Genomic DNA, 22351 nt, shown 5'->3' with positions numbered 1-22351 from the left:
ATCAGCGCCGCCAGCGGCCCAACCGCTGCTCGGCAATGCGCAGGCCTTCGGTGACCACAACACCGATGGCTGCCAGTGATAGAACGACGACGAAATATTCCGCCATCCGGAACGTATTGCCATATATCGCAAGCAGGCCTCCAAGGCCTCTTACGGCGGTATAAAGCTCGGCGACAACGGTGTTGATCAACCCGATGGTCGCTCCGATGCGCAGGCCCACGATGATATAGGGAACGGCGCCCGGCAGCACGATGCGGGTAAAGATCCGCAGCCGGCCCGCTCCGACCGAGCGTGCCATTTCGACAAGTTCGGGGTCCGATTGGCGTACGCCGGCATAGGTGTTGATCAGAATGGGCATCACGGCGCCCAGAAACACGATGAAGATCTTGGCTTCCGAGCCCAATCCCAAAAGGACGATCACCAGCGGAATGAAGGCGACGCGCGGGGTGGCCGAAAGCGCATAGACATAGATTTCCAGCGTGCGGCCCAAAAGACCGAAGGCACCCATCACCACCCCGAGCGGAATGGCAACGAGAATGGCGACGGCGTAGCCCGAAAGGTAGATCGAGATCGAGGCGAGCACCGCCTCCTGCAGCTCCCCGTCCGAAAGCAGCCGGCCGGCCGCTTCCAGCGTTGCAAGGGGCGTGGGGATGATGTTGCGCGAGACATTGATGGAGGCGATCCACCAGAGCACGATCAAGGCGCAAAGAAACCCCAGGCGCGAGACGGTTACCGTCCAGGCGCCCGGTTCGCCCTCGGCGCGTCGCGTCGGCCTCACCTGGGTCTGGACCTGGCTCATCCGCGTCGTCCTTTTTTGGCGGGGGCGGGCGGGGCCTCGCGCAGGTCGCGGCCGGTCAGGACCAGGAATACGCTTTCGAGCGATGGCTGGTCGACTGTCACCTGGCGCAATTGGGTGCCGAACTCGGCCAGAAGCGCATCGGCGCTGCTGGCGGCTTCGAGCTTGACGAGCAACTGCCCCTCGGCGCCCTCGACCGCGCCGGGATAGCGCTCCTTGAGGGCGGCATGAGCCTCCGGCGTGCGCGGGGTGACGCGCAACAGGCTGGTGCCGTATTCGGCCTTGAGGCTGTCAGGCGTGCCGCGGGCGAGAATCTTGCCGTGGTCGATGACGCAGATCGAATCGCAGTTTTCGACCTCGTCGATATAGTGGGTGGTGACCACGATGGTGAGGTTGCTGGTCTTGCGCAGCGTATCGAGATAGCTCCAGATGCGGGCGCGCGATTGGGCGTCCAGCCCGACGGTGGGCTCGTCCAGGAACAGGATACGCGGCTGGTGCATCAGGGCGCGGGCGATCTCCAGCCGCCGCCGCATGCCCGAGGAGAGGGTGCGCACCACCGCCTCGCGCCAATCGGAGAGCTCGACCAGTTCGAGCATCTCATCCATGCGGCGGCGGCGGTCGGCGCGGCTCATCTGATAGACCAGCCCATGAAAATCGAGATTTTCCCGCACCGACAGCCGCGTATCGAGCGTGGTTTCCTGGAACACCACGCCCAGATTGCGCCGGGCGCGCAGCGGATGGCGCACCACGTCGATGCCGGCCACCTCGGCCCGGCCGCTATCGGGCCTGCTGATGGTGCACAAGATGTCGATGAGCGTGGATTTGCCGGCGCCATTGGGGCCGAGCAGGGCGAAGATGTCGCCTTGCGGCACATCGAGGGAAACATCGTCGAGCGCCAGGACGCGCCCGAAGCGCTTGGATATTCCTTCAACGAGGATGGCGGGCGAGGGGGCGGCCATATCTGGGGCGGCGCTCATGAAAGAACTCCCTGCGCGCGGAAAGTGCGCATGAATAACTGGTCGAGATCGTCTTGTGCAGAAACGGTGACGAAATGCCAGTGCTTGGCGTTAAACATCGCGCGCAACTCCTCTTGGCGCTGCGCGAACAGCTCACGGTAACGGTCGAGCAGCGTGCGGTCGACAACTAGTTCGATTTCTTCGCTGCTTTCGGAATCCTCCATGGTCACCACCCCGGTGAGCATGTCTTGCGGGTCGATTTCGCTGGCACCAAGAACCTGAATGGCCAGCACTTCCTGGCCGGCGGCAAATAGCGTATCGAGCACCGGCCCGATCGCCTCGTGCCACCAATCGGAAATGGCGATCACCAGCCCGCGCGGGGCCAGATCCTGGTGCAGCGTGCGGAGGCTTTCGAGAAAATCCTCGCCCTTGCCGGCCGGGAGCTTGCCGATCCAGTCAAACATCAGATCGGCGCGGGCCGCGCCATGCCAGCGGGGAGAGAGCCTGTTGCCTAAGGGAGTCGGCACGGCGGCCTGCACCTGATCGCCCCCGGCCAGCGCCGCAAAGCCCAGAAGCTGAGCGATCAGCCGGGCCTGGGTGAATTTGCTCGGCTCGCTCGCGCCCATCGAGGCTGAAGGGTCGATGACGATGGTTACCGGCAGTTGCTGGTTGAGCGCGTATTCGCGCACCACATAATCGCCGGTGCGCGCGAAAAGATGCGGATCGAGGTGCCGCGTGTCGTCGCCCGCCCGGTAGGGGCGGTGGTCGACGAATTCCATGCCCGGCCCCTTGCGCCGCGACCGCCGCTCGCCCGTGCCGATGGAGGGCTGAGCATGGGCGGGCAGCAGACGCGAAGTGGTCAATTGTTCGAGCAGGGCGGCTGGTGGTCGCATCAGAGCTTGTCCAGGGTCTGGTCGAACAGCCGCAGCAGCAGTTTATCGACTTCGATATTGGCCGCGCGCCCTTCGAAATTGACCTGGACGCGGTGGCGCATCACCGGCAGCATCACGGCGCGCAGATCGGCCACCGACACATGGTTGCGCCCGGCCATGAAGGCATGCGCCTTGCCGGCAACCACCAGCGATCGCGCGCCGCGCGGGCTGACGCCGAAGCGGATGTAGCGGGCGACGTCCCTGTCGGCGGCGTCGCCTTTCGGTTGGGTGGCAAGGCAGAAGCGGGCAATCGCCTGCTGCATGGGGGTGGCGATGGGGACCGAGCGCACATGGCCCTGGAGCGCGATGATATCCTCGCCGGTCATGGCCTGGGTCAACTCGCCGAATTCGGTGCCGGTGGTCGCCGTCAGAATGCCGGTGAGCACGTCCTCTGAAGGGTAGGGCACGTCGATGCGGAACAGGAACCGGTCGATCTGGGCTTCGGGCAGCGTATAGGTGCCCTCCATTTCGATGGGGTTCTGAGTGGCCAGAACGAAGAAGGGCCTTGGCAGGTCCATAGTCGTTCCGCCGGCCGAAATGGTGCCTTCCTGCATGGCTTCAAGGAGTGCGGACTGGGTGCGCGGGGTCGCGCGGTTGATCTCGTCGGCCAAAAGGAGCTGGGCGAAGATCGGACCCTTGCGGAATTCGAGCTGGGTACGCCCCTCCGCATTGGGCACGAGCACGGACGCGCCGGTGATGTCGGCGGGCATGAGGTCGGGGGTAAACTGCACGCGCGAAAAAGAGAGCCCGGCAGCCTTGGCGAGTGAGCGCACCATCAGCGTCTTGCCCACGCCGGGGGGGCCTTCGAGCAGGACGTGGCCGCCGGCCATCAGCGCGATCAGCATCAGATCGACCACGGTTTCCTGCCCGATCACCGTGGTGGCGATGCTGGCGCGCGTGCGGGTCAGCGCATCGCGCAGGGCATTTAATTGCGCAACGCCGGCCTGGGTCTGGGGTGAGGCTGCGGTCATCAGATAGGTCCTCCTTGGCGCAAGGCATCAGGTTCGGTTGGGCCGGACCCGGCCTTGCGGCGGGCCGAAAATCCGCGGTAGCGGAGGGTCAGGTCAAGCAAGAATAATGCAAAGGCGCCAAGAGCCCATATTGGCCATTGGTGCCGGGCGCCCAGCACCAGTCCGGCTCCCAGGCTCTCGATCTCATTAGGCGCGATCGCCTGGCCTCCTGTTGCGGCTGCAAGCGCGGCGGCACCGCCGGTGCGCGAGAAATCATAGCGCGGACTATAGGAATGATAGTAGGCCGTTTCGATCGGCTCGGCCTCTTCCCCCTGCTCGACCGTCACTTCGTAGCGCCCGGTGGCGTCGAGTACGCGGCGACCCTCATATTGACCGGGAATGGTCTCGGTCAGCGCCATGGGTTCGCCCGTCTCGGCGCCGGGCGCGGTGACGGTGGCGATTAAGCTCTGGCCGGTCAGCGGCGCGCCATCCTCATCCAGGGCGGTGACGCGCAGGCCGAGATAGTCGCCATCGCCCTGTGCCGAAAGCGTTAGGCCCGGGCGGGGCGTGGTCGGCTGGAACTGGCTCAATATATCGCTCCAGAGCGCGCCATATTGGGGCAGGCGCTGCCAAGCCTCCGACCAGGGACCGGTCGCATCGGTGGAAAGGGCCAGAACCATGCCGTTGCCGTAGCGCCAATGGGCCATGATGGGCATGTCCTCGCCATCGGCATTGGATGCGGTGGCGACAAGCTCGGCATCCGGCTTGGCGGTGGTGCCCACAAAGCCGGAAAGGATCGGCAATTGTTCGGGAAAGGCGGAAAGAAAGCTCGCGCTGCGGTCCTGCCAGACCGGCTGGGTCGCCCCTTCCTCGATGGGGGAGGCCAATAGCATAGCCTCCTGGGAAAGGATCGAGGGAAGCGCGGCGAAATCGCTGGTGATGTGGGCCGAACCGCCGCCCAATTCGGCAATGGTGCGTGCCACATTGGTGTCGGCACCCTGGCCGATGGCCACCGCCGAGACGGTGATCCCTTCGGCGGTGAGTTGACCGACTATGCCCGGGAAATCGCCGGGCTGGCTGAGCCCGTCCGTCATCACCACCAGGTGCTTGGCGGGGGCATCGAGCCCACGCATCATGTCGAGCGCTTCGACGAGGCCGGGATAGATCGAGGTGCCGCCGCCGGGGTCGAAACCTTCAAGCGCCTCTTGCACCGCACCGGGCGCATCGGCCAGTCGGGTAAGGGGCAAAAGCGTGCGCGCCTCGGCATCAAAGGCGATTATCCCCACCTGGCTTTGCGGGTTGAGCAATTCGGTGGCCGCGACGGTGGCGGTCTTGGCGATGTCGAGGCGGTTGCCCTCGCCCACCGGCTGTTGCATCGACCCGGACCTGTCGAGCACGAACACCATCACCACTTCGGGCGCGTCCTGGGGAACGCGGCTCGAGAGCGGGGAGAGGGTTTCCAGCGCGGTGCCGAAATAACCGCCGGGACCAAAGCTGTTGGGCCCGCCCAGAATCACCAGCCCCGTGCCATATTGCGCGACGCTGGTTTGGATCAATTCCTGCTGCAGCGTGGTCAGCGAAAGGGCGGGGGTATTGAGGAGAACGATGCCGCCAAACCTCAGCCAATCCTTGAGATAATAGGGGGCACGGCTGGGCTCGAACAGTTCGGTTTCCAATCCCTGGTCGGCAAGAAGCGCGGCGAACGCCTCCCCATGGGCGCGGTCGGGCGAAACGATGGCGATGGGGCGCACGGGGGCGGTGGAGAGGATCTGGCCGATCGCATCGTTTTGCGGGAAGGCGTCATTGCCGGCCAATCGCACTTCGATGAGGTCGCCGCCGGTGCCCGCTTCGGGCAGGATCGCCTCGATGCGGTTCGGTCCTGCCGCCAGTTCGATATCCTGGCTGGCGACGGCTTGCCCACCGGCCATGATTTCCATGCCGACCGTCTGGTCCCCGTGGCTGTGGATGAGCGCGGTCAGCGGCACGGCCTCGCCCGAAAGCACCTGCTCGGGCATGTCGAGGCGGTCGACATAGAGCTCATTTTCGGCGGGATTGGGCGCCTGAAGGTAGTCGACAGCGATGCCGCGCCCGGCAAAGCGCCGATCCAGCCTAGGATCGCGCGCCGTGTCGCCGGCCAGAACGATGTGGCCCTCGCGGCCGGGGCCGATCATCGCCGCCGCCAGATCGAGAGCATCGGCGGTGTGGGTGACACGCAGCACATCGGCACCGGTGGGGGCACCCTCGCCAAGATCGGCGAGAATCTCAATCCCTGGCCCTGCCGCCAGCATGGCCAGCGCCGGCGCGCCGGGTCCATTATTGCCCGAGCCGGCAGGATCGCCACCTTCGGGCACGACGACCACGAGGTCCGTCCGGTTATCGAGCCAAGGCAATGGCAGGTTGAAAATCGCGGCGGCCAATAGCACGAGGCTGACGAGGCGCAGCACCGAGAGGCGCGGCAGCCAGTGCTTGCGCTGCGCGGTGATAATCCCTTCCACGACAAGGACCGCGAGCGCGGCGCCCACCAGCCATAGCGCCAAGCCTTGCGGCAGCGCGGGGGCGTTCTCGACCACTGCGGTATCGGAGGGAAGGGAAAGCGGGGCGGGATTGACGGCAATCAGGCGGGTCAGTGCGCCTTGGCCAACGCGGAACAGGCCGGCTTGGGAAGGGACGAACTCGCCTTCGGGCACCCTTCCGGCATCGGAGCGCGGCAGCTCGAGATTGACGATTGGTTGGCCGAACAGGCGCGCATCGATAGGGCAGGGCAAACCAACAGTGCAACTGGCGGGGGCAGGCGATCCTGGAGCCTGGCCCATCCAGTCGATCAGGTTGGAAACAAAGACGGGAAAACCGGTGGTTTCGGGCCAGTTGCTGGCGCTGGGATCAAAGCCGAGCCGCAGTGTGCGTCCGGTCGGCGTGGCGCTCGCCACGATCAGCGCCGTACCGTCCGCCGCGAGAAGCGTGGTTTCACCGGATCCGACTTCCAGCCCCCGGGCTGAAGGAATGCGCAGCGTCGACCAGTCCATGTCGCGCGAAACGGGGTGCGCGGTGTCCCAGAAATCGGGATCGGGGTCGGCAAGCTCTTCGCCCGACGTGTCAATTACGATGACATTTGTTTCCGGCAGTTCGCCGACATCCACGCCATCGAGCACCACAAGGCCGAAATCGTTCGCTGCCTCGCTGAGCTGGGTGTCCTGGAAAATACGTACGCCATCGATCGCATTGAGTGCCCTGAGAAGAGGCTGCTCGCCTTCCCCAAGGTAAAGCACGTCGAGCATGCGGGGCGCGGCGTCGGCGACAAAGCGCAGGCGGTTGTCGCGCGGGGTGGCATCGTTTTCGATCAGCGCGGTGACGATGCCGGGGCCGGGCAGCTCCAGCTCTTGAGAAAACGCGATGGTTTGCCCCTCGTCCTCGCGCTCGAGTTCGATCGTCGTCCAATCGAGAGGCGTGCGAGTGATGTCGGCGGCATATTGCACCGTGACGACGAGGCTTTCCCGCTCGTCGCGAATGGTGGCTTCGCCCTCAAGCGTCCAGAGATTGTTTTCCGGATCGGTCAGCGACAATTGCCCCGATAGCCCCGCATCCTCGCCCGCACCGGAAAACACCCGCTGGCTGACGGTGATGCCGGGCAGGGAATCGGTAAAGCTTTCGGGCAGGGTTGAGCTGCCCGCAACGAGCACTTCGGTGGTTTCACCTTGCCGGGAAAGGCGGGAAACCAGCCGCGCCGTCTCACGCCAGTCGCTGGCGCCGTCGGTCGGCGCAATTTCGGAAAGCGCCTCTGCCAGCAGTCCATCGCGCCAGGCCCAGCGCGCGGCGGCATAGGCCGGTTGCGGGCCGGCAAGGACCACTGAAAGCCGTCGCGGCGCCAGGCGGTAACTGGTGCCGAAATTGGCTATGAGGTTTTCGCGCGCCGTATCGAACACTGTCGCCTCGCCGTCGCGGGCGCCCATAGCGGCACTGGTGTCGAGGACGACGATCAGATGGTCGGGAACGGAGCGGTTGCCCCAAAAGGGCTGGGTCAGAGCCACCGTCAGCAGTGCCACGGCCAAGAGCTGAAGCAGCAAGGGCAGGGTGATGGGTGGGATCAACCGCGCCCTGGGTTTGAGGCCCGCATGGGTCTGCAATTGCCGCCACAACATGAGGCTGGGGACGACATGGCGATATTCGCGTCGGCTGTGCAGGAACCAGATAAAGCCGGCCGTCAGCGCCAGCACCGCGAAAAGAGGAGCCGCAAAACCGATCATTGATCAGGGCGCTCGAAATAGCGGGCGGCGATGTCGCGGGCATTGGCGGGGATGAAATCACGCGCCACCGGTTCGACCGAACCGGCGCCGGTCTGCCCGCCGATGGCGTTGGCCGCTCCGACGGCCTGCCTCTCGGCGGCCTGGGGAACGATTTCGATGCGGATGCGGCTGCCCTCGGTCTGGGGCTGAGCGCTCACCACCATGTCCTCACCGGGAGCGGCGCCCATCTGGGTGAAGGCATTGTCGGCCTGCAGGTCCTCTTCGCCCAGACCGGCGGCGTTGGAGAGCCCGCGCCCCGATTCGAGAGCCGCGCCCACGGGGATGCTGCCGATCGATTGGAGTTGCTGCGGCTGCATCAATTGCGGCCCCTCGCTCGGATCGGCGCTGCCACCGAGATCGGTGGGCGGTTCGCCCATGGTGACTTCAGCTCCGCCGGAAACCTCGTCGCTGGCGCGATCGGAATATTGCTCGGCCAGTTCGGGCCGCGTCTCGTACATATCCGGGCCGGGCGCTGTGCCTTCGATTTCGTCTCCCCGCACCGCCACGGGATCGAGGGGAGCAGTGGGCGGAGCAGCCGGCGCCGCTTCCATGGCGGCGAGCGCCTCTTCAAGTTCGGACAGGCGCATGCCTTCGGAATTGCCGAGCCAGCGCGGCGTATCTTGGCCATAGGCGGCAGCGGCCTGATCGAGAAGGTCATTGATCTGCTGCTGAAGCTCTTCCGACATGCCCTCTATCCCGGCGCTATCGGCCGTTTCCGACAAGGTGCGGGCGATGGCGTCGAGCAGCGGGTCATCACGGTCCCGGGCATCCTCGGCCAGCATTTCGGCGATGGTGGAAACCGTCTCGGCACCGGCCGGCTCGGGCTGGGCGGCGGTTTCGATAGCGATTTCGGGCTCGGGGGGCAGGGGTTGGCTGGCCATCCACCAGGCCGCGGCAAAAAGAGCCAAAGCGGCGAGCAGGGCGAGGATGAAACCGGGGGTGAAGACCTTGATGAGCCGGCTGGGAGAAATCGCGGCGGCGCGCTCGCGGATCGAACGCATCAGTTCGGCCGGCACGGGCGCGGCGGCGCTGGCCGGGCTGGCGGCCAGTTCCACGGCGGTGCCATAAGCCTCTTCGAACCCGCCCGAGCGGTCGATGAAAAAGGCCTCCTCCACCGGCGTCCGGCGCCGCGACCAGGCGAACAATCCGGCCAGCGCCGCTGTCGCGATGCCGACGGCGAGCAGGAGCGGCAGCGGGGCAAATGGTGAATAGCCGGCCCGCCGGGCCAAGATCCAGACAAGAAAAGCGACGAGAACCGAAAGCGCGCAGGCCAGGACGAGGCGGGCCAGGGTGCGCCATTTGCGCCGGACGATGACCGCCTTGAGCGGAGCAATGATGGGGTCGAAGGGCGCGGCGGCTTGAGCCATGGTTCAGCGGGCTCCGAAAAGCCGGGCCAGGTCGCCCAAAGCGGTCGAAGAGATCATCCGGTAAGTAAGGACGACCAGAACGAGCAGCGCAAGCGAGATCCAGAGATGGCGCTGAACAAGCCAGGAATGGGCGCGGGGCGCCACCGCCTGGAGGAGATATCCGCCAAGAAACGGAGGCAGGGGAATGAGGTTGGCGGCGAGGGTCCAGGCGGCGGTGTCGGCAAGGGTGCGCACTGTGGAATCTGCGAAGGCGGCACTGCTCGAAGGCCACGAGACGGCGATCCAGGGAAGCAGCATCAGGGCAAGTCGGCCCAAAAGGAAGACGACGATCAGTGTTGCGGCCGCAACGATAACCGGAGCCGTCCGGCCCCCGAAGCATTTGGCGGGATCGATGGCGATGGGCCGCACCCAGCCTATGCGGGCGATGATGCCGGCGGCAAAGGCGAAGATGTCGATATGCGCAAAGGGATTGGGCGTCAGCTTGGCGTCATAGACCGCACCCTTGTCGCCCAGAAGGCGGGCGAAGGCGGCAACCGAAAAGCCTATGACCGTGAGAACGATCACGACGGCTATGGCGCGCGATACTATCTGGAGGAAGCTCAGATCGAACATCGCCGCACCCCCGTTCCGCATGTCGTCTGAAAGACAATAACCGCCATGCGGGCTATCCTCCAGCGCTGTCGGTCAGCCCGTTCTGGCGTAGAAGATCGTCTATTGTTCCGTCCGCTTCCAGTGCCGCTATGGCATCGGAAAGCAGGCCGTTGAGATAGGAGTCTTCAGTCCGCGTCGCAATGCCGATTTCGATCGGGTCGACGGGAAAGGGCAAATCGTAGGTATAAGAGTATCCGGCAGCGGCGGGGTCGCCGCCGGTTGCGCCGAACAGGCCGTATTCCCAGATCATGGCTGCCGCGACGGTTCCGTCGGCGAGGCGCTCGAGCAGCAATTGGTTGTCCGGATACGGCGTGCGGTTCCAACTCTGGTCTTCGGGCTGGGCCGCAAGATACTGGATCAGGCGGTTGTCGCCCGACGCCATCATGCGCACACCGATGGTTTCCCCGTGCGGCAGATCGGTCAAGGCGGCCGGTTCGTCGCGCGTGGCGAGCACGGTGCGGGCGCTGAGATAGGGCCGGGTCACGCTTAGCCAGGCCGGATTGCTGGGGGACAGCAGGAAACCTAAAAAGCCGTCGCATTCCTGCGCCAGCATGATGAACATCTGCTGCTCGGTCAGAACCAGGCGGTAATCATAGGGCAGCGGACGGGTCGGCCAATCGTTCTCGCCGATCTCGTAATATTCCACATCGGCCAGAAGGCTTTGGCCGATCGCTTGGGCGAGGTCGCGCTCGAATTCGGCGAGAACCCCTTGGGGATTGACGCAAAAGACCAGCTTGTTGCCTTCCTGGCGCATGCGCTCCTGGTAGAGTTCGCGCGGGACGACTTCGACCGATTGCGCAAAGCTCGTTCCGGCCAGAAGGCACGATATCAGGGCGAGGGCCGCGGTGCGGAAATTCATAAGGCTCACAGGCGGTTCCTCCTCCCGTTGGCCGCCGAAAGGGGGCGACCGGCATAGATGGGGCTCCAGCGAAAAATCCGCTGGAGCCCCGGTTCGTTATCGCTCGGCCTTATTCTTCGGGCAGGGCGAAGACGTAGATGGCAGAGCTGGTGCCACCCTGGTCGACATTGCCTTCGGCGATCATCAGATTGCGCGAGAACCCTGCCGGACCTGCCGGGATGGCGACGTACTGGCGGCCATCGACTTCATAGGTCACCGCATGGCCCGAAGCGTCCGAAGCCAGGCGCGAGCGCCACAGCATGTCACCGGTCTCGGCGTTGAACGCCTTGACGTAGCGGTCGCCGCCACCGGTGAACAGCAGATTGCCGGCAGTCGCCATGACGGGCGAGTACTGAGCAGCGGGCTGTTCCCAGCTCCACACGGTTTCGCCGGTCGAAATGTCGATGGCGTCGATCCGGCCGACATTGGTTTCGTCGGGCGGCAGCGTGTACTGGGAGTCGGTGTTGTAGACGTCGAGCGCTGTCGGTTCGTTGTCACGCGGCGTCGAGATCTGGCACACATTGCTGAGCGGGATGTAGTAGATGCCGGTGTTGGGGTTGAACGCCGAAGGCGGCCAATCGCGGCCACCGAGATAGGCCGGGCAGTGCTCGACCGGAACCCCGATCTCGTCCAGGATCACGTCTTCATTGACGGTGACCAGGCCGGTCTCGTCGATGCTTTCGATCATGGTCTGGTGGACGGTGTCGCGGGCCCAGAGGAATTCGCCGGTCTCGGCATCGAACTGCCACATGGTGCCGGTCTTGCAGGGCACGCCCGTCAAAACGCGGCGAGCTTCACCCGAGGCGTCCTCACCCATGGCGAGGAAACCGTCCATTTCCTCGGACGGATTGACGTCGGTTTCGGCCACGATCATTTCGAACGTGCATTCCTGGTCCCAGTTGTCGCGGGGCAGGGTCTGGTGGCGCCAGACGATTTCACCGGTTTCGGGACGAACCGCGAAACGGGTGTTGGTGCCATAGAGCGTGCCGCCGGGAGTGCCGCGCTGCACTTCGGAAGCGGGGCCCGTGCCGCTCGAGCCGTAGAAGACCAGGTCGAGTTCGGGATCGTAGGTGACCTGGCCCCAGACGCCGGTCATCCAGCGCGATTCGTAGTCGTTGCCCCAGGTGTCGTCACCTTCTTCGCCCGGCTGGGGAATGAAGGTGTTGCGCCAAAGCTCTTCACCGGTTTCCGCATCGTGACCAGAGATAAAGCAGCCGAAGGCCGAGTACTGGCAGGTCGAGCCGGCGATGATGACGCCATTGGCAACGATCGGGCCCGAGGTGTTGGAGACAAGGTCGGTGCCCTGGCCGCGGTCGACTTCCCAGGCGAGCTGGCCGGTCTTCATGTCGAGGGCAACCAGATAGTTGTCCCAGCTCATGAAGTAGAGGTGGTCGCCATAGATGGAGATGCCGCGCTTGCGGTCGCCCAGCGAGTGCAGGGTGTTGGTGTCGGGCAGACGGCGGCGGTACTGCCAGATGAGATCGCCGGTCACCGCGTCGAGAGCCTGGATGGTGTCGCCGGGATTGGCGATGAACATGATGCCGTCATAGACGATGGGCGAAGCCTGCATCGGACCTGCTTCGAGGCCACGGGACCATACCATCTGCAGACTGCCGACATTGTCGGCATTGATCTGATCGAGTGGGCTGAACCGGTAGTTGTCGACGGCGCGGCCATAGGCCAGCCAGTCACCGTCATCCGGATTGGCCAGCATGTCGTCGGTCACCGGGGCGAGATCCTCGATCGAGGACTGCGCCATGGTCGGGGTGGCCAGCAGCCCCAAGGCTGTGGTCCCGACCAGAACCATTTTCAAAAGATGAGAAGTCAATGCCTCACTCCCTTTCCCTAAATTATGCAAGTTGCCTTGCGTTTTCGGAAAGCCGGCGTACCGGCTTTCAAGCCCCTTTTGCATGATCAGCTTTCCGGCGTGGGAACGATCATGATTGTCGAAAGCGCCTCTTGGGTGCCTTCGAGTTCGGTGTCACCGGCCGGCGCGCCATGCAACTCGAGCAGGTAGGCGGTGATGTCGGCGTATTCCTGATCGGTGAACCAGCCCGCGTTGCCCGGAGGCATGTTGTTGCGCATGAAATCCCAATAGTTGAACAGCGGCTGGTCGGCGTATTTGCTGTCGAGGGTATAGGCGACGAGGCCGGGCGAGCCGGGGCCGCCGCGCGCGGTATTGCCATGGCAACCCGAGCAGTCCGAGTTGAAGAACTCCATGCCGCGATCGGCCTGGGCTTCGGTATAGACCCCATCGAAGATGGTGCGTTCGCCGCCCGCATCGGCGGTCGTTTCCGTGCCGGCCTCGGCGGCGGGGGTTGCTTCGGCCTGGGCGGTTTCAAGCGCGGCGCGCTGCTCGGGCGTCATATTGTCGAACGCGACCGAGGTGCCCGCAAGCGCGGCAATGCCTGCGGCGACAAGCACGGTCCGGCCCACGCGGCCCAGACCAACGGAGTTAAACATACTCGTATTCCTTCGATTTCATGGGGCTAGAAACGACAATCCTCCTCACCGCCGACGGATTTTTTGTCTGGCGGCACTGCCTCCTCGCGAGGCGAAATCCTCACTTGCGACACATCGACAAGTGACAAGGTGTCGCGCGGTGAAATGCCATTTCACGAAAATGAGACGACTGCAAGAGGGGAGTCAAGATCGACCGGTGGGGGAGTGTCGCCTGCTATTGGGCCGCTAAGACCGAGCGCGATAGCCGTTCTCCCGCAGGTTTCCGGGAGTTTGACGAAGTTGTGACAGAGATGGGATACCCTATTGGACGAAAGTCTAATGGCTTGATTATACTGCGCTGAGCAGGTGTGACATGATGACGCTGCTCCAGGGGGGAGAATGAGTTCGTTCAAGCAGGTAGCGGCGCTTTCGCGCGGCCTGACGATTTTGCGCCTCGTCAACGAGGAAAACGAATCCACCGTCGGCAGTATCCATGCACGGTCAGGGCTCGATAAGGCCACCATCGTGCGCATGCTCGAAACGCTCGAACATGAGGGGTATGTCACCCGCTCGGGGACCGGGCCGTTCTGGCGACCAACCGGGCTCACCATCACATTGGCTTCCGGCTATTCGGCCGTGCGCGAGACCGGAAGGCTGGTCAGTCCCGTCATGGCCGACAGCCGGGAAATTCTCAAATGGCCGGCTTCGTTCGCCATTTTCGACCGAGATGCCATGATCATCGCCGATACGACGCAGGATTGGCGCGGCATGATGGTCTCGCGCCATCCCAGCCACCGCCCGCCCATGCTCACGACGTCCCTGGGACGCGCCTACCTCGCTTTTATGGACGATGCCGAGCGGGAGGCTCTGCTCTCGCAATTCCGGCTCAATCCGCTGGGCTGGAACCGCATCATCGCCAAGCCAGGATGCGTCGAGGCGCTGATTGCCGACATTCGCGAAAAAGGCTACGCGCTGGGCGACGAGGAGTATATTACCGCCACGTTTGGCGGCGATATCTGGGCGATCGGCGTGCCCGTCAAAGGCCGGACCAAACTTTACGGCGCGCTGAGCCTGATGGTCCTCAGGCGCGTAATCGGCCCCGAGGAGGGTGTTGCCGATCTTGCTCCGCGCCTGATGGCCGTCGCTCCGCGTCTCGCCGAGGCGCTGGGCGGCTGAACGATCGGAGGAGGAAATGGTCAGATTGGGCCTGATGCGGATCGTGGCGGCGGCGCTGCTTGCCACCGGAGCGGTTGCCCATGAGATCACTGGACAATGGGCGACAGGGCCGGACGGGCCTCAACCCCGCTCGGAGATGGCGGTGGTGCAGGATGGCGAAACCGCCTACCTCATCGGCGATTATAACGGCGCACGCGAAGTGCTCATCTACGACCTTGAGGCTCAGGGCTGGACGGTGGGGCCGCAATTTCCCTATCCGGTTCACCATCCCATGGCCGCCGCGCTCGACGGGCGTGTCTATGTGTTCGGGGGCTATGTGGATGGGTGGCAGGCCAGCGACGCGGTGTGGGTGCTCGATACGCAAACGCTGCAATGGAGCGAAGCCGAACCCATGCCCGCGCCGCGCGCCGCGGGTGGGGCTGCCGTCATCGACGGCCGTATCCATGTGGTCGCCGGCTCGGTATCGGGCGCGGCCAATGTCGATGCGCATGAAATCTACAATCCGGCCTCCGATAGCTGGGAACAGGCCGCCCCCATACCCACGCCGCGCGATCATCTGGGGGTTGTCGCGGTGGACGGTCAGTTGGTGACGATCGGCGGCCGGGTCGATGGCGATCCCGCATTCAATCTCGACACGGTGGAGATCTACGATCCGGCGACCGATCGTTGGCGGGACGGAGCGCCGATGCCCACGGCGCGCAGCGGTGTCGCCGCCACGGTTCTTGATGGCCGGGTTTATGTCTTTGGCGGCGAAACGCGGGAAATCACCTTCGATGCCGCCGAGGCGTATGATCCCGCCGCCGATAGCTGGCAAGTCTTGCCGCCGCTTCCCACGGCCCGCCATGGTTTCGGCGCCGTCGTTCATGATGGTGCTGTCGTTACGCTGATGGGGGCTCCAACCGCCGGCGGAGATCGTTCGGTCGTCGTGGAAACCTTCGAGGCTTCCGCTCCCGATATCTAGAATTTAGCAGGGCGCCGGCTGGTTGGAAGGCGATCGCCGAAGCGCGCAATGTTGGGGCAATCCAGCCTCCATAGGATCAGCGAGCCGCGTCGAAAACGAAGCGGCACGAAACTATGGAGACCATAATGCAAAAGACAATTCTTGCTATTGCCCTCGCCCTCGGTGCATTTCCCGCCGCCGCCTTCGCCCAGACGACCGTCGGTGGCGTTCATGTGACCGAAGCTGGTTTGCCCTATGTGGCAGACTATTGTGAAGAACTTGCGTCAAAGAGCCCGATGGATGCCTATGAGCACAGGCCGAGCCGTGCACAGGCCGCCGCTTCGGGCATCGATCTCAATTCGCTCCAGCTCAGCGATTGCCAGCGCGCAGGTCTCGTCTGATCTCCGGGCCGAATCGATATAGGCCTCAATCCAAGCATCGAGAAAGGCCAGGTCCCAGGACCTGGCCTTTTCCTTTGCCCCTGGCTTCGGTCAGGTTTCGGTTGGCTCGTCAAGCGGGAGGGCGATGGTAAAGGCGGCACCGCCCAATTTGGAATCGGTCGCCTTGATCGTGCCGCGATGGCGCAGAACGATCTCCTGGACAAGGTTGAGGCCAAGGCCGGCCCCCCTGGTGCTGGGCTTGACGCGATAGAACGGGTCGAAGATCCGGGTGCGCTGCTCGGGGGAAATGCCAGGCCCGTTGTCACTGACCGTCACGGTGCCCGAGGGGCCGACACTGACAATGATTCGGGCGGCGGCGCCGGCATGGGTTATCGCGTTCTGGATGAGATTGGTGACCGCCCGGCTGAGCGCTACCCGGTCACCGCGCACAAGAACGTGTTCCGCATCGCTCTCGAACGAGATCTCGTCATCGGCGGCGATAACCAGCGGAGCCATATCTGCGGTGGCGCTTTCGGCAAGTTTGACGAGATCGAAGGTGTCGAAATTGGATTGCCCCATATCGATACGCTGGAGATCGAGCAATTGATCGGCGAGATTGGAGAGCCGTGCCACGTCGAGGAGCAATTGCTCGCGCTCTGCGCCCCGCGGCAACAGGTCGATCCGCATCTGCAGGATGGCGATGGGCGTGCGCAACTCGTGGGCCGCGTCGGCCATGAAGCGCTGGCGCCGCTCGATCCCCTCGTCGAGGCGTGCCAGGGCGGCGTTGATCGCGCGTACCAGCGGCAGCATTTCCTCAGGGATTTCCCGCTGGGAAAGCCGGACGCCGCGCTGGTCCACGTCGATCCTCCCCGCTTCGTCGGCGGCGCGGCTGAGCCCCCGCAATTCGCGCTGCAGCGTTATGGGAATCGCGATCATCAACATAAGGCTCAGGGCAGCCGAAAAGCCGACGAAATAGCGGTTTGCCAGGAGCAGCCCGAGCGATACGCCCTCAAAGCGCGGTCCCCCGCCCGTGGCGATATGAACGGGGCCGGCCTCGGTATTGGCCTGCCGGATGATCGCGGGGTTGATGTTTGGCTGATCGTAGCTGCCGAAATCTGCATAGGAAACGTAGATGACGTTATCGATGGCCGGCGCGAAATCGGGCGGGATGGGGCCCCCGCTTATGCCTGCATAGGTGTTGCTTGCCACATGGAACCAGAAATCGGGATGCGTGCGGCGGACCGCCTCGAGGTCCTTGGTGGATGCCATCGCGAGGCTGCCGTCTTCCAGCCGAACCGCATCGGCGATGACCTTGACGACCCGGTCATCGAGCCCGACACCGAACTCGAAACGGGAAGCGGGAATCGAAGCGATCAATGCGAAGATGACAAGCGTTACGACCTGCCAGAGCACGAGTTTGCGCGTTAGCCGAACCGTGAGCGAATTCCAGCGCCGGCGGGTCATTGCGCCACTCTTAGCAGATAGCCAATGCCGCGTATGCCGTGGATCTGCACCCCGGCCGGAGCGAGCTTGCGCCGCAGGCGGGAGATGTGGGCATCGAGCGCATTGGAAGCGATGTCGTCGTCGAATCCATAGACGGCCTGTTCGAGCGCATCGCGCGAGACGGTTCGCCCGGCGCGATTTATCAGGGCCTCAAGGGCCAGGAGCTCCCGCCGCGGCAGCTCGACCGGCTTGCCGTTGATCTTGACCTGCCGGTGTTCGGATTCGAACTCGACGCCGCCGATCGTCAGCGCCTCGTGCTTGACCTGGGCAGGCCGGCGCAGAACGGCGCGCAATCTGGCCAGCAACTCGTCCACGGAAAAAGGTTTGGCAAGGTAGTCGTCGGCGCCGTTGTCGAGGCCGGTGACCCGATTGTCGAGCGAACCCAGGGCGGAGAGGACGATGATGGGGATGGAAGGGTTGATCCGGCGCAGCCGGGGGATCAGCGACAATCCATCGCCATCGGGCAGTTTACGATCGAGCAGCACGGCGTCGTGGACATTGGCAAGGCTCGCTTCCTCGGCAATGGCAAGACTGCCGGCGTGATCGACAACGATATGATGCTTTGCCAGCGCCGCATTGAGCAGCGCAGCCATTGCATCTTCGTCTTCAACCAGCAAAATACGCATTGTTCATTCCTTGCCTGTCAATAAAGCCCGACAGGTTGCGCCAACATTGCGCGTCATCGCAATGTTGCTGCAATCCAATACCACCAAACAGGCGCCCTTACCGATTATCCCGATAAAGATCGACAATGACCGACCAGATAGAAAACAATAATCACGAACGATCGAAAAAAGGTCGGTGGCGCTGGATCATCCTGGCGCTTTTGGCTGTGGCTGCCGTCGGCGCTGGCGCCGTGTTCACGGGAGCATGGGATCTTTCGCCTGCGGCCGTGCCCGAAGAGGCCGCGGCGGAAGCCGAACCGGTCGCTTCCGAGCCGCGCACGATGCAGCTCCATCCCAGCGAAGTTTATACCGTCGAGCGCAGCGACCTCACCGCGTCTCTCAATTTCACCGGCACCATCCAGCCGGCGCAATCGGCAGACATTTCAGCGCAGGTTTCGGGCATCGCGACGGCGGTCAACGTGCAGGCCGGGCAATCGGTGCAGGCCGGGCAGATCCTGGCCCAGATCGACATCCGCGATCTGGAACTGCAGTTGCGCCAGCAGCAGGCCACACGCGATTCGACGGAAGTTCAGCTCGAGGCGGCCGAGCAGACGCTCGAGCGCACGCGTTCGAGCGCCGAGCGCGGCATCACGCCGCAAAGCACCCTGGATGCGGCGATCGCCGAGGTCGATCAGTTGCGGGCAACGCTGGGTTCGCTCCAGTCCCAGGTCGAGCAGGTGCAGACCAATATCGAACGGGCGACCATTCGCGCGCCCTTCTCGGGAACCGTGTCGGCGCGCATGGTGGAGCCCGGCCAGGTCGTTTCGAGCGGCTCGGTGCTGTTTTCGATCGTCGATCTGAGCCGCATCACCGTCGATGCGCTGGTGCCGCTGTCGGGCGCCGCCCAGGTGGGCATCGGCCAGACGGCGACGCTTTCGGTCCAAGGGCTGAGCAATATGGAGTTTCAGGCCAGGGTCGATCGCATCAGCCCGGTCGCGGTCGAAGGCACGCGCTCGATCACCGTCTATCTCACGCTTGAAAATCCCGAAGCCAGCCTGCGCGGCGGAATGTTCGTGACCGGCCAGATCGTCACCGCCTCGTCTCCCGATGCGCTGTCGGTGCCCCAGCGGGCGCTGCTGGGCGAAGAAGACGCCCGCTACGTCCTTGCTGTCGAAGAGGGCGAGCTGGTGCGCAAGGATGTGGAGGTTACCCAGGTCTGGAGCCGTCTCGACCGCGTCGAGATCGCCAGCGGCATCGAGGATGGCGACACCGTGGTTGCCATGCCGCTCAGCGGACTGGAAGCCGGCCAGCCGGTAGCGATCGAGGGCTAAGCCATGTTTTTGACGCGGATCAGCGTAGGCCATCCGGTTTTCGCGACCATGATCATGGTCGCCATCATGGTGTTCGGCCTCAATGCCTTCAGCAATCTTCCCATTGAATCGACCCCGGAAGTGAACTTCCCGGTCGTCGCCGTGCTCACCCCCTATACCGGGGCGGCGCCCGAGGCGGTGGAGACCGAGATCACCGAGCCGATCGAAGATGCCGTGGCGACCCTTGCCGGTATCGAGACGATCTCGTCGACCTCGACCTCCGGCCATTCGACGGTCATCATCCAGTTCACGCTCGAGACCCAGAGCATCCAGGCCGCTCAGGAAGTGCGCGACCGTATCGCGGCGGTCTCGCTGCCCGATGGGGCCGATACCCCGCAGGTGCTGCGGTTCGACCCCAATGCCCAGCCCATCATCTCACTGGCGCTCAGCGGGGCGGGGCTGGCCATGACCGACCTCACCCGTCTGGCCGAAGACGTGGTTTCGCCCGCGCTCACCAATATCGACGGCGTGGGCAGCGCCACGGTGGTCGGCTCCACCGACGAGCAGGTCGACGTGCTGATCGATCTCGATCGGCTCAATGCCTACAATATCGGGGTCTCCGAGGTCGTTGCCGCCTTCCAGAGCGACAACATGACCATGCCGGCCGGTTCGGTGGTGGATGGCGCGTTGGTCCAGACCATTCAGCTCAATACCGAACTGGAAAGCTTCGATGATTTCCTGGGCGTCGTCGTCTCTTCCCAGGGTGCGGAAACGGTAACGCTGGGGGACGTGGCCACCATCGTGCCCGGCCAGTCCGAAGCGAGCGGCATCGCTCTGCGCAATGGCGAGCCGGCGCTGGCGATCAACGTCTCGAAGGTCGATGGCGGCAACACCGTCGAAATCGCCGGGCAGATCCGCGCCATCGTCGCCGACCTCAACGCCGATCCCTCGCTGCAGGGGGCCAGTGTCGATATTTTGCAAGATACCGCCGAGCAGATCGAATCGGACTACCACACGCTTGAAGCAACGCTCATGGAAGGTGCGCTGCTTGCCGTGGTGATCGTGTTCCTGTTCCTTAATTCGTGGCGATCCACCGTCATTACAGCACTGACCCTGCCTATCGCCATCCTGGGAACGCTCGCGGTGATTTCCGTGCTGGGCTTTACGCTCAACGTGATGACCATGCTGGCGCTCACGCTCTCGATCGGTATCCTGATCGATGACGCGATCGTCGTGCGCGAGAACATCACGCGCCACCTGCAAATGGGCAAGGGACACCTGCGTGCCGCGCTCGACGGCACCAACGAGATCGGGCTGGCCGTTCTGGCCACCACGCTCTCGATCTGTGCGGTGTTCCTGCCGCTCGCCTTCATGGAAGGCATTGTGGGGCAGTTCTTCCTCCAGTTCGGCGTTACCGTTTCGGTGGCGGTGCTGATCTCGCTGTTCGTTGCCTTCACCCTCGACCCGATGATGTCGAGCGTCTGGTACGATCCGGCCACCGATCCCAACGTCAAACGCGGCTGGTTCAGCCGGTTGATCGGAAAGTTCGAAGAAGGCTTCGAATGGGTCGGCGAACGCTACAAGGGAGTTCTGGGCTGGAGCTTGCGCCACCGGATCCTCACCATGCTGGCGGCGGCCGGGATTTTTGTCTCGAGCTTTTTCCTCGTGCCCATGGTTGGTTTCGAATTCATTCCCTCCAATGACGCGAGCCTCGTCAACGTCACTGTGGAAACCCCTGTCGGTTCGTCCCAGGATTATACGGCGCTCAAGGCGCGGCAGGTTGAAACCATCGCCCGCGGTATCGAGGGGGTGGAGAGCACTTATACCAATGTCAATTCCGGTCAGGCCTCGGGCGAAAACCAGGCGACCATCGCGATCAATCTGGTCGAGCCGGCCGAGCGCGTGCTGAGTGACAGCGAAACCCTGGAGGTGATCCGCGAGGCCGTGGCCGTCATTCCGGGAGCCGATATCACCCTTGCCACCGGCGGCGGTCTGGGTATGGGCGGCAGCCCCATCGCCATCAATCTGCGCGGCGGCTCGGTCGATACGCTCAACCAGGCGGCCGAAATGGTGGCCGAGGCCATCGAGGCGGTGCCCGGCACCATCGATGTGGGGCTCTCGGTGCAGCAGGCCCAGCCCATGCTCGACATCATCATGAACCGTCAGGCGGCGAGCGATCTGGGCATCACCGCCCAGCAGGTCGGCACCGCCATGAACGTGATGATCGCCGGTCAGACGGCGAGCGAATGGACCAATCCGGCCGGTGATCGCATCGATGTCATCGTGCGGCTTCCCGAGGAAGAGCGTTCGGACACCAGCCGGCTGCTCGACCTGCCGGTCGCCCAGCAATCCACCGGTTCGGTGCCGGTCTCGGTCGCGCTCGGCCAAGTCGCCGATATCGACGAGACGTTCGGTCCCAACGAGATCGAGCGCGAGGCCCAGCAGCGTCAGGTGACGGTTTCGGCCAATGTGTCGGATCGCATTCTTGGCGAGGTGATCGCCGATGTGGATGCGGCCATCGCCGAACTCGACCTGCCGGCGGGCGTGGTCATCAATCAGGGCGGCGATGCCGAAATGCTGGCCGATACCACCTCGAGCATGGCTTCGGCGCTGATCATGGCCATCGTCTTCATCTATCTGGTGCTGGCCAGCCAGTTCGGCAGCTTCCTGCAGCCGGTCGCCATCATGATGGCCCTGCCCCTGTCGCTGATCGGCGTTCTGCTTGGCCTGATGGTGGGCGGATCGACGCTCAACATGTACTCGATGATCGGCTTCATCATGCTCATGGGCCTGGTTGTCAAGAACGCCATCCTTCTGGTGGATAACGCCAACCAGCGCATGCGCGAGGGGCTGCCCATCAGGGAGGCGTTGATCGTTGCCGGTGGCACGCGGTTCCGGCCGATCATCATGACCACTCTGGCCATGATCTTCGGCATGTTGCCGCTCGCCCTGGCGCTGCATCCGGGCAGCGAGCAGAACGCTCCCATGGCGCACGCGGTGATCGGCGGGCTGATCAGCTCGACGCTTCTCACCCTGCTCGTCGTGCCGGTGATGCTCACCTATGTGGACTCGTTCGGACGCTTCGTACGCCGCTTCCTGCCCAAGGCGCCCGACGATGTCCACGGACATGAGGAGCACGAGGCGCCGCAGCACTCGGCTTGACAC

17 protein-coding genes are annotated in these 22351 nt (G+C 64.0%); 5 read left to right on the top strand and 12 right to left on the bottom strand.

What is annotated here, in order from left to right; genetic code table 11:
• Position 1: 1 nt before the first annotated feature.
• The 10 genes from NO932_RS18230 to NO932_RS18185 all read right to left on the bottom strand — a co-directional run bounded on the left by NO932_RS18230 (position 2) and on the right by NO932_RS18185 (position 13293).
• Positions 2 to 799, bottom strand: a complete 798-nt coding sequence (locus tag NO932_RS18230; RefSeq protein WP_309208804.1) for an ABC transporter permease — start codon at positions 797 to 799, stop codon at positions 2 to 4.
• On the bottom strand, positions 796 to 1773 hold the full coding sequence (locus NO932_RS18225; RefSeq protein ID WP_309208803.1) for an ABC transporter ATP-binding protein: 978 nt from the start codon (positions 1771 to 1773) through the stop codon (positions 796 to 798). The genes NO932_RS18230 and NO932_RS18225 overlap by 4 nt, the downstream gene beginning before the upstream one ends.
• Positions 1770 to 2645, bottom strand: coding sequence for a DUF58 domain-containing protein (locus NO932_RS18220; protein ID WP_309208802.1), 876 nt, complete (start codon positions 2643 to 2645; stop codon positions 1770 to 1772). Before NO932_RS18220 ends, NO932_RS18225 begins: the two co-directional genes overlap by 4 nt.
• Positions 2645 to 3655, bottom strand: a complete 1011-nt coding sequence (locus tag NO932_RS18215) for a MoxR family ATPase (RefSeq protein WP_309208801.1) — start codon at positions 3653 to 3655, stop codon at positions 2645 to 2647. The genes NO932_RS18220 and NO932_RS18215 overlap by 1 nt, the downstream gene beginning before the upstream one ends.
• The gene (locus NO932_RS18210; RefSeq protein ID WP_309208799.1) at positions 3655 to 7875 is read right to left on the bottom strand and encodes a VWA domain-containing protein; all 4221 of its coding nucleotides are present in this window, start codon (positions 7873 to 7875) and stop codon (positions 3655 to 3657) included. The genes NO932_RS18215 and NO932_RS18210 overlap by 1 nt, the downstream gene beginning before the upstream one ends.
• The gene (locus NO932_RS18205) at positions 7872 to 9281 is read right to left on the bottom strand and encodes a hypothetical protein (RefSeq protein ID WP_309208798.1); all 1410 of its coding nucleotides are present in this window, start codon (positions 9279 to 9281) and stop codon (positions 7872 to 7874) included. Before NO932_RS18205 ends, NO932_RS18210 begins: the two co-directional genes overlap by 4 nt.
• A 3-nt stretch (positions 9282 to 9284) precedes the next feature.
• A complete protein-coding gene (locus tag NO932_RS18200; protein WP_309208797.1) occupies positions 9285 to 9893 on the bottom strand; it encodes a hypothetical protein in 609 nt (202 codons plus the stop codon).
• A 52-nt stretch (positions 9894 to 9945) separates the two neighbouring features.
• The gene (locus tag NO932_RS18195) at positions 9946 to 10800 is read right to left on the bottom strand and encodes a substrate-binding periplasmic protein (RefSeq protein ID WP_375142785.1); all 855 of its coding nucleotides are present in this window, start codon (positions 10798 to 10800) and stop codon (positions 9946 to 9948) included.
• A 100-nt stretch (positions 10801 to 10900) separates the two neighbouring features.
• On the bottom strand, positions 10901 to 12658 hold the full coding sequence (locus tag NO932_RS18190; RefSeq protein WP_309208796.1) for a PQQ-binding-like beta-propeller repeat protein: 1758 nt from the start codon (positions 12656 to 12658) through the stop codon (positions 10901 to 10903).
• Positions 12659 to 12744: 86 nt separating this feature from the next.
• A complete protein-coding gene (locus NO932_RS18185) occupies positions 12745 to 13293 on the bottom strand; it encodes a cytochrome c (RefSeq protein ID WP_309208795.1) in 549 nt (182 codons plus the stop codon).
• A 378-nt stretch (positions 13294 to 13671) separates the two neighbouring features.
• Between NO932_RS18185 and NO932_RS18180 the strand changes: the two genes are divergently transcribed.
• The 3 genes from NO932_RS18180 (at position 13672) to NO932_RS18170 (ending at position 15789) form a co-directional block, all read left to right on the top strand.
• On the top strand, positions 13672 to 14448 hold the full coding sequence (locus NO932_RS18180) for a helix-turn-helix domain-containing protein (protein WP_309208794.1): 777 nt from the start codon (positions 13672 to 13674) through the stop codon (positions 14446 to 14448).
• 16 nt (positions 14449 to 14464) lie between these two features.
• Complete coding sequence (locus NO932_RS18175) at positions 14465 to 15409, top strand: kelch repeat-containing protein (RefSeq protein ID WP_309208793.1); 945 nt, start codon at positions 14465 to 14467, stop codon at positions 15407 to 15409.
• A 125-nt stretch (positions 15410 to 15534) separates the two neighbouring features.
• Positions 15535 to 15789 carry a hypothetical protein gene (locus tag NO932_RS18170; RefSeq protein WP_309159705.1) on the top strand — a complete coding sequence of 85 codons (255 nt, stop codon included), beginning with the start codon at positions 15535 to 15537 and terminating at the stop codon, positions 15787 to 15789.
• 90 nt (positions 15790 to 15879) lie between these two features.
• On the opposite strand, the gene NO932_RS18165 is transcribed toward NO932_RS18170, so the two are convergent.
• Both NO932_RS18165 and NO932_RS18160 read right to left on the bottom strand, forming a co-directional pair.
• Positions 15880 to 17232, bottom strand: a complete 1353-nt coding sequence (locus tag NO932_RS18165; protein WP_309208792.1) for a HAMP domain-containing sensor histidine kinase — start codon at positions 17230 to 17232, stop codon at positions 15880 to 15882.
• The gene (locus tag NO932_RS18160; RefSeq protein WP_309159707.1) at positions 17229 to 17897 is read right to left on the bottom strand and encodes a response regulator transcription factor; all 669 of its coding nucleotides are present in this window, start codon (positions 17895 to 17897) and stop codon (positions 17229 to 17231) included. Before NO932_RS18160 ends, NO932_RS18165 begins: the two co-directional genes overlap by 4 nt.
• A 125-nt stretch (positions 17898 to 18022) precedes the next feature.
• Between NO932_RS18160 and NO932_RS18155 the strand changes: the two genes are divergently transcribed.
• Entirely contained in the window at positions 18023 to 19207 is a 1185-nt protein-coding gene (locus tag NO932_RS18155; protein ID WP_309208791.1) for an efflux RND transporter periplasmic adaptor subunit, read from the top strand.
• A 3-nt stretch (positions 19208 to 19210) separates the two neighbouring features.
• The gene (locus tag NO932_RS18150) at positions 19211 to 22348 is read left to right on the top strand and encodes an efflux RND transporter permease subunit (protein ID WP_309208790.1); all 3138 of its coding nucleotides are present in this window, start codon (positions 19211 to 19213) and stop codon (positions 22346 to 22348) included.
• Positions 22349 to 22351: the final 3 nt, after the last annotated feature.

Origin of the sequence: Pelagibacterium sp. 26DY04, from assembly GCF_031202305.1 — a bacterium.
Lineage (GTDB): Bacteria > Pseudomonadota > Alphaproteobacteria > Rhizobiales > Devosiaceae > Pelagibacterium.
Note: the sequence above shows the minus strand (reverse complement) of the source record. Positions and strands in the feature narration are given on the sequence as shown.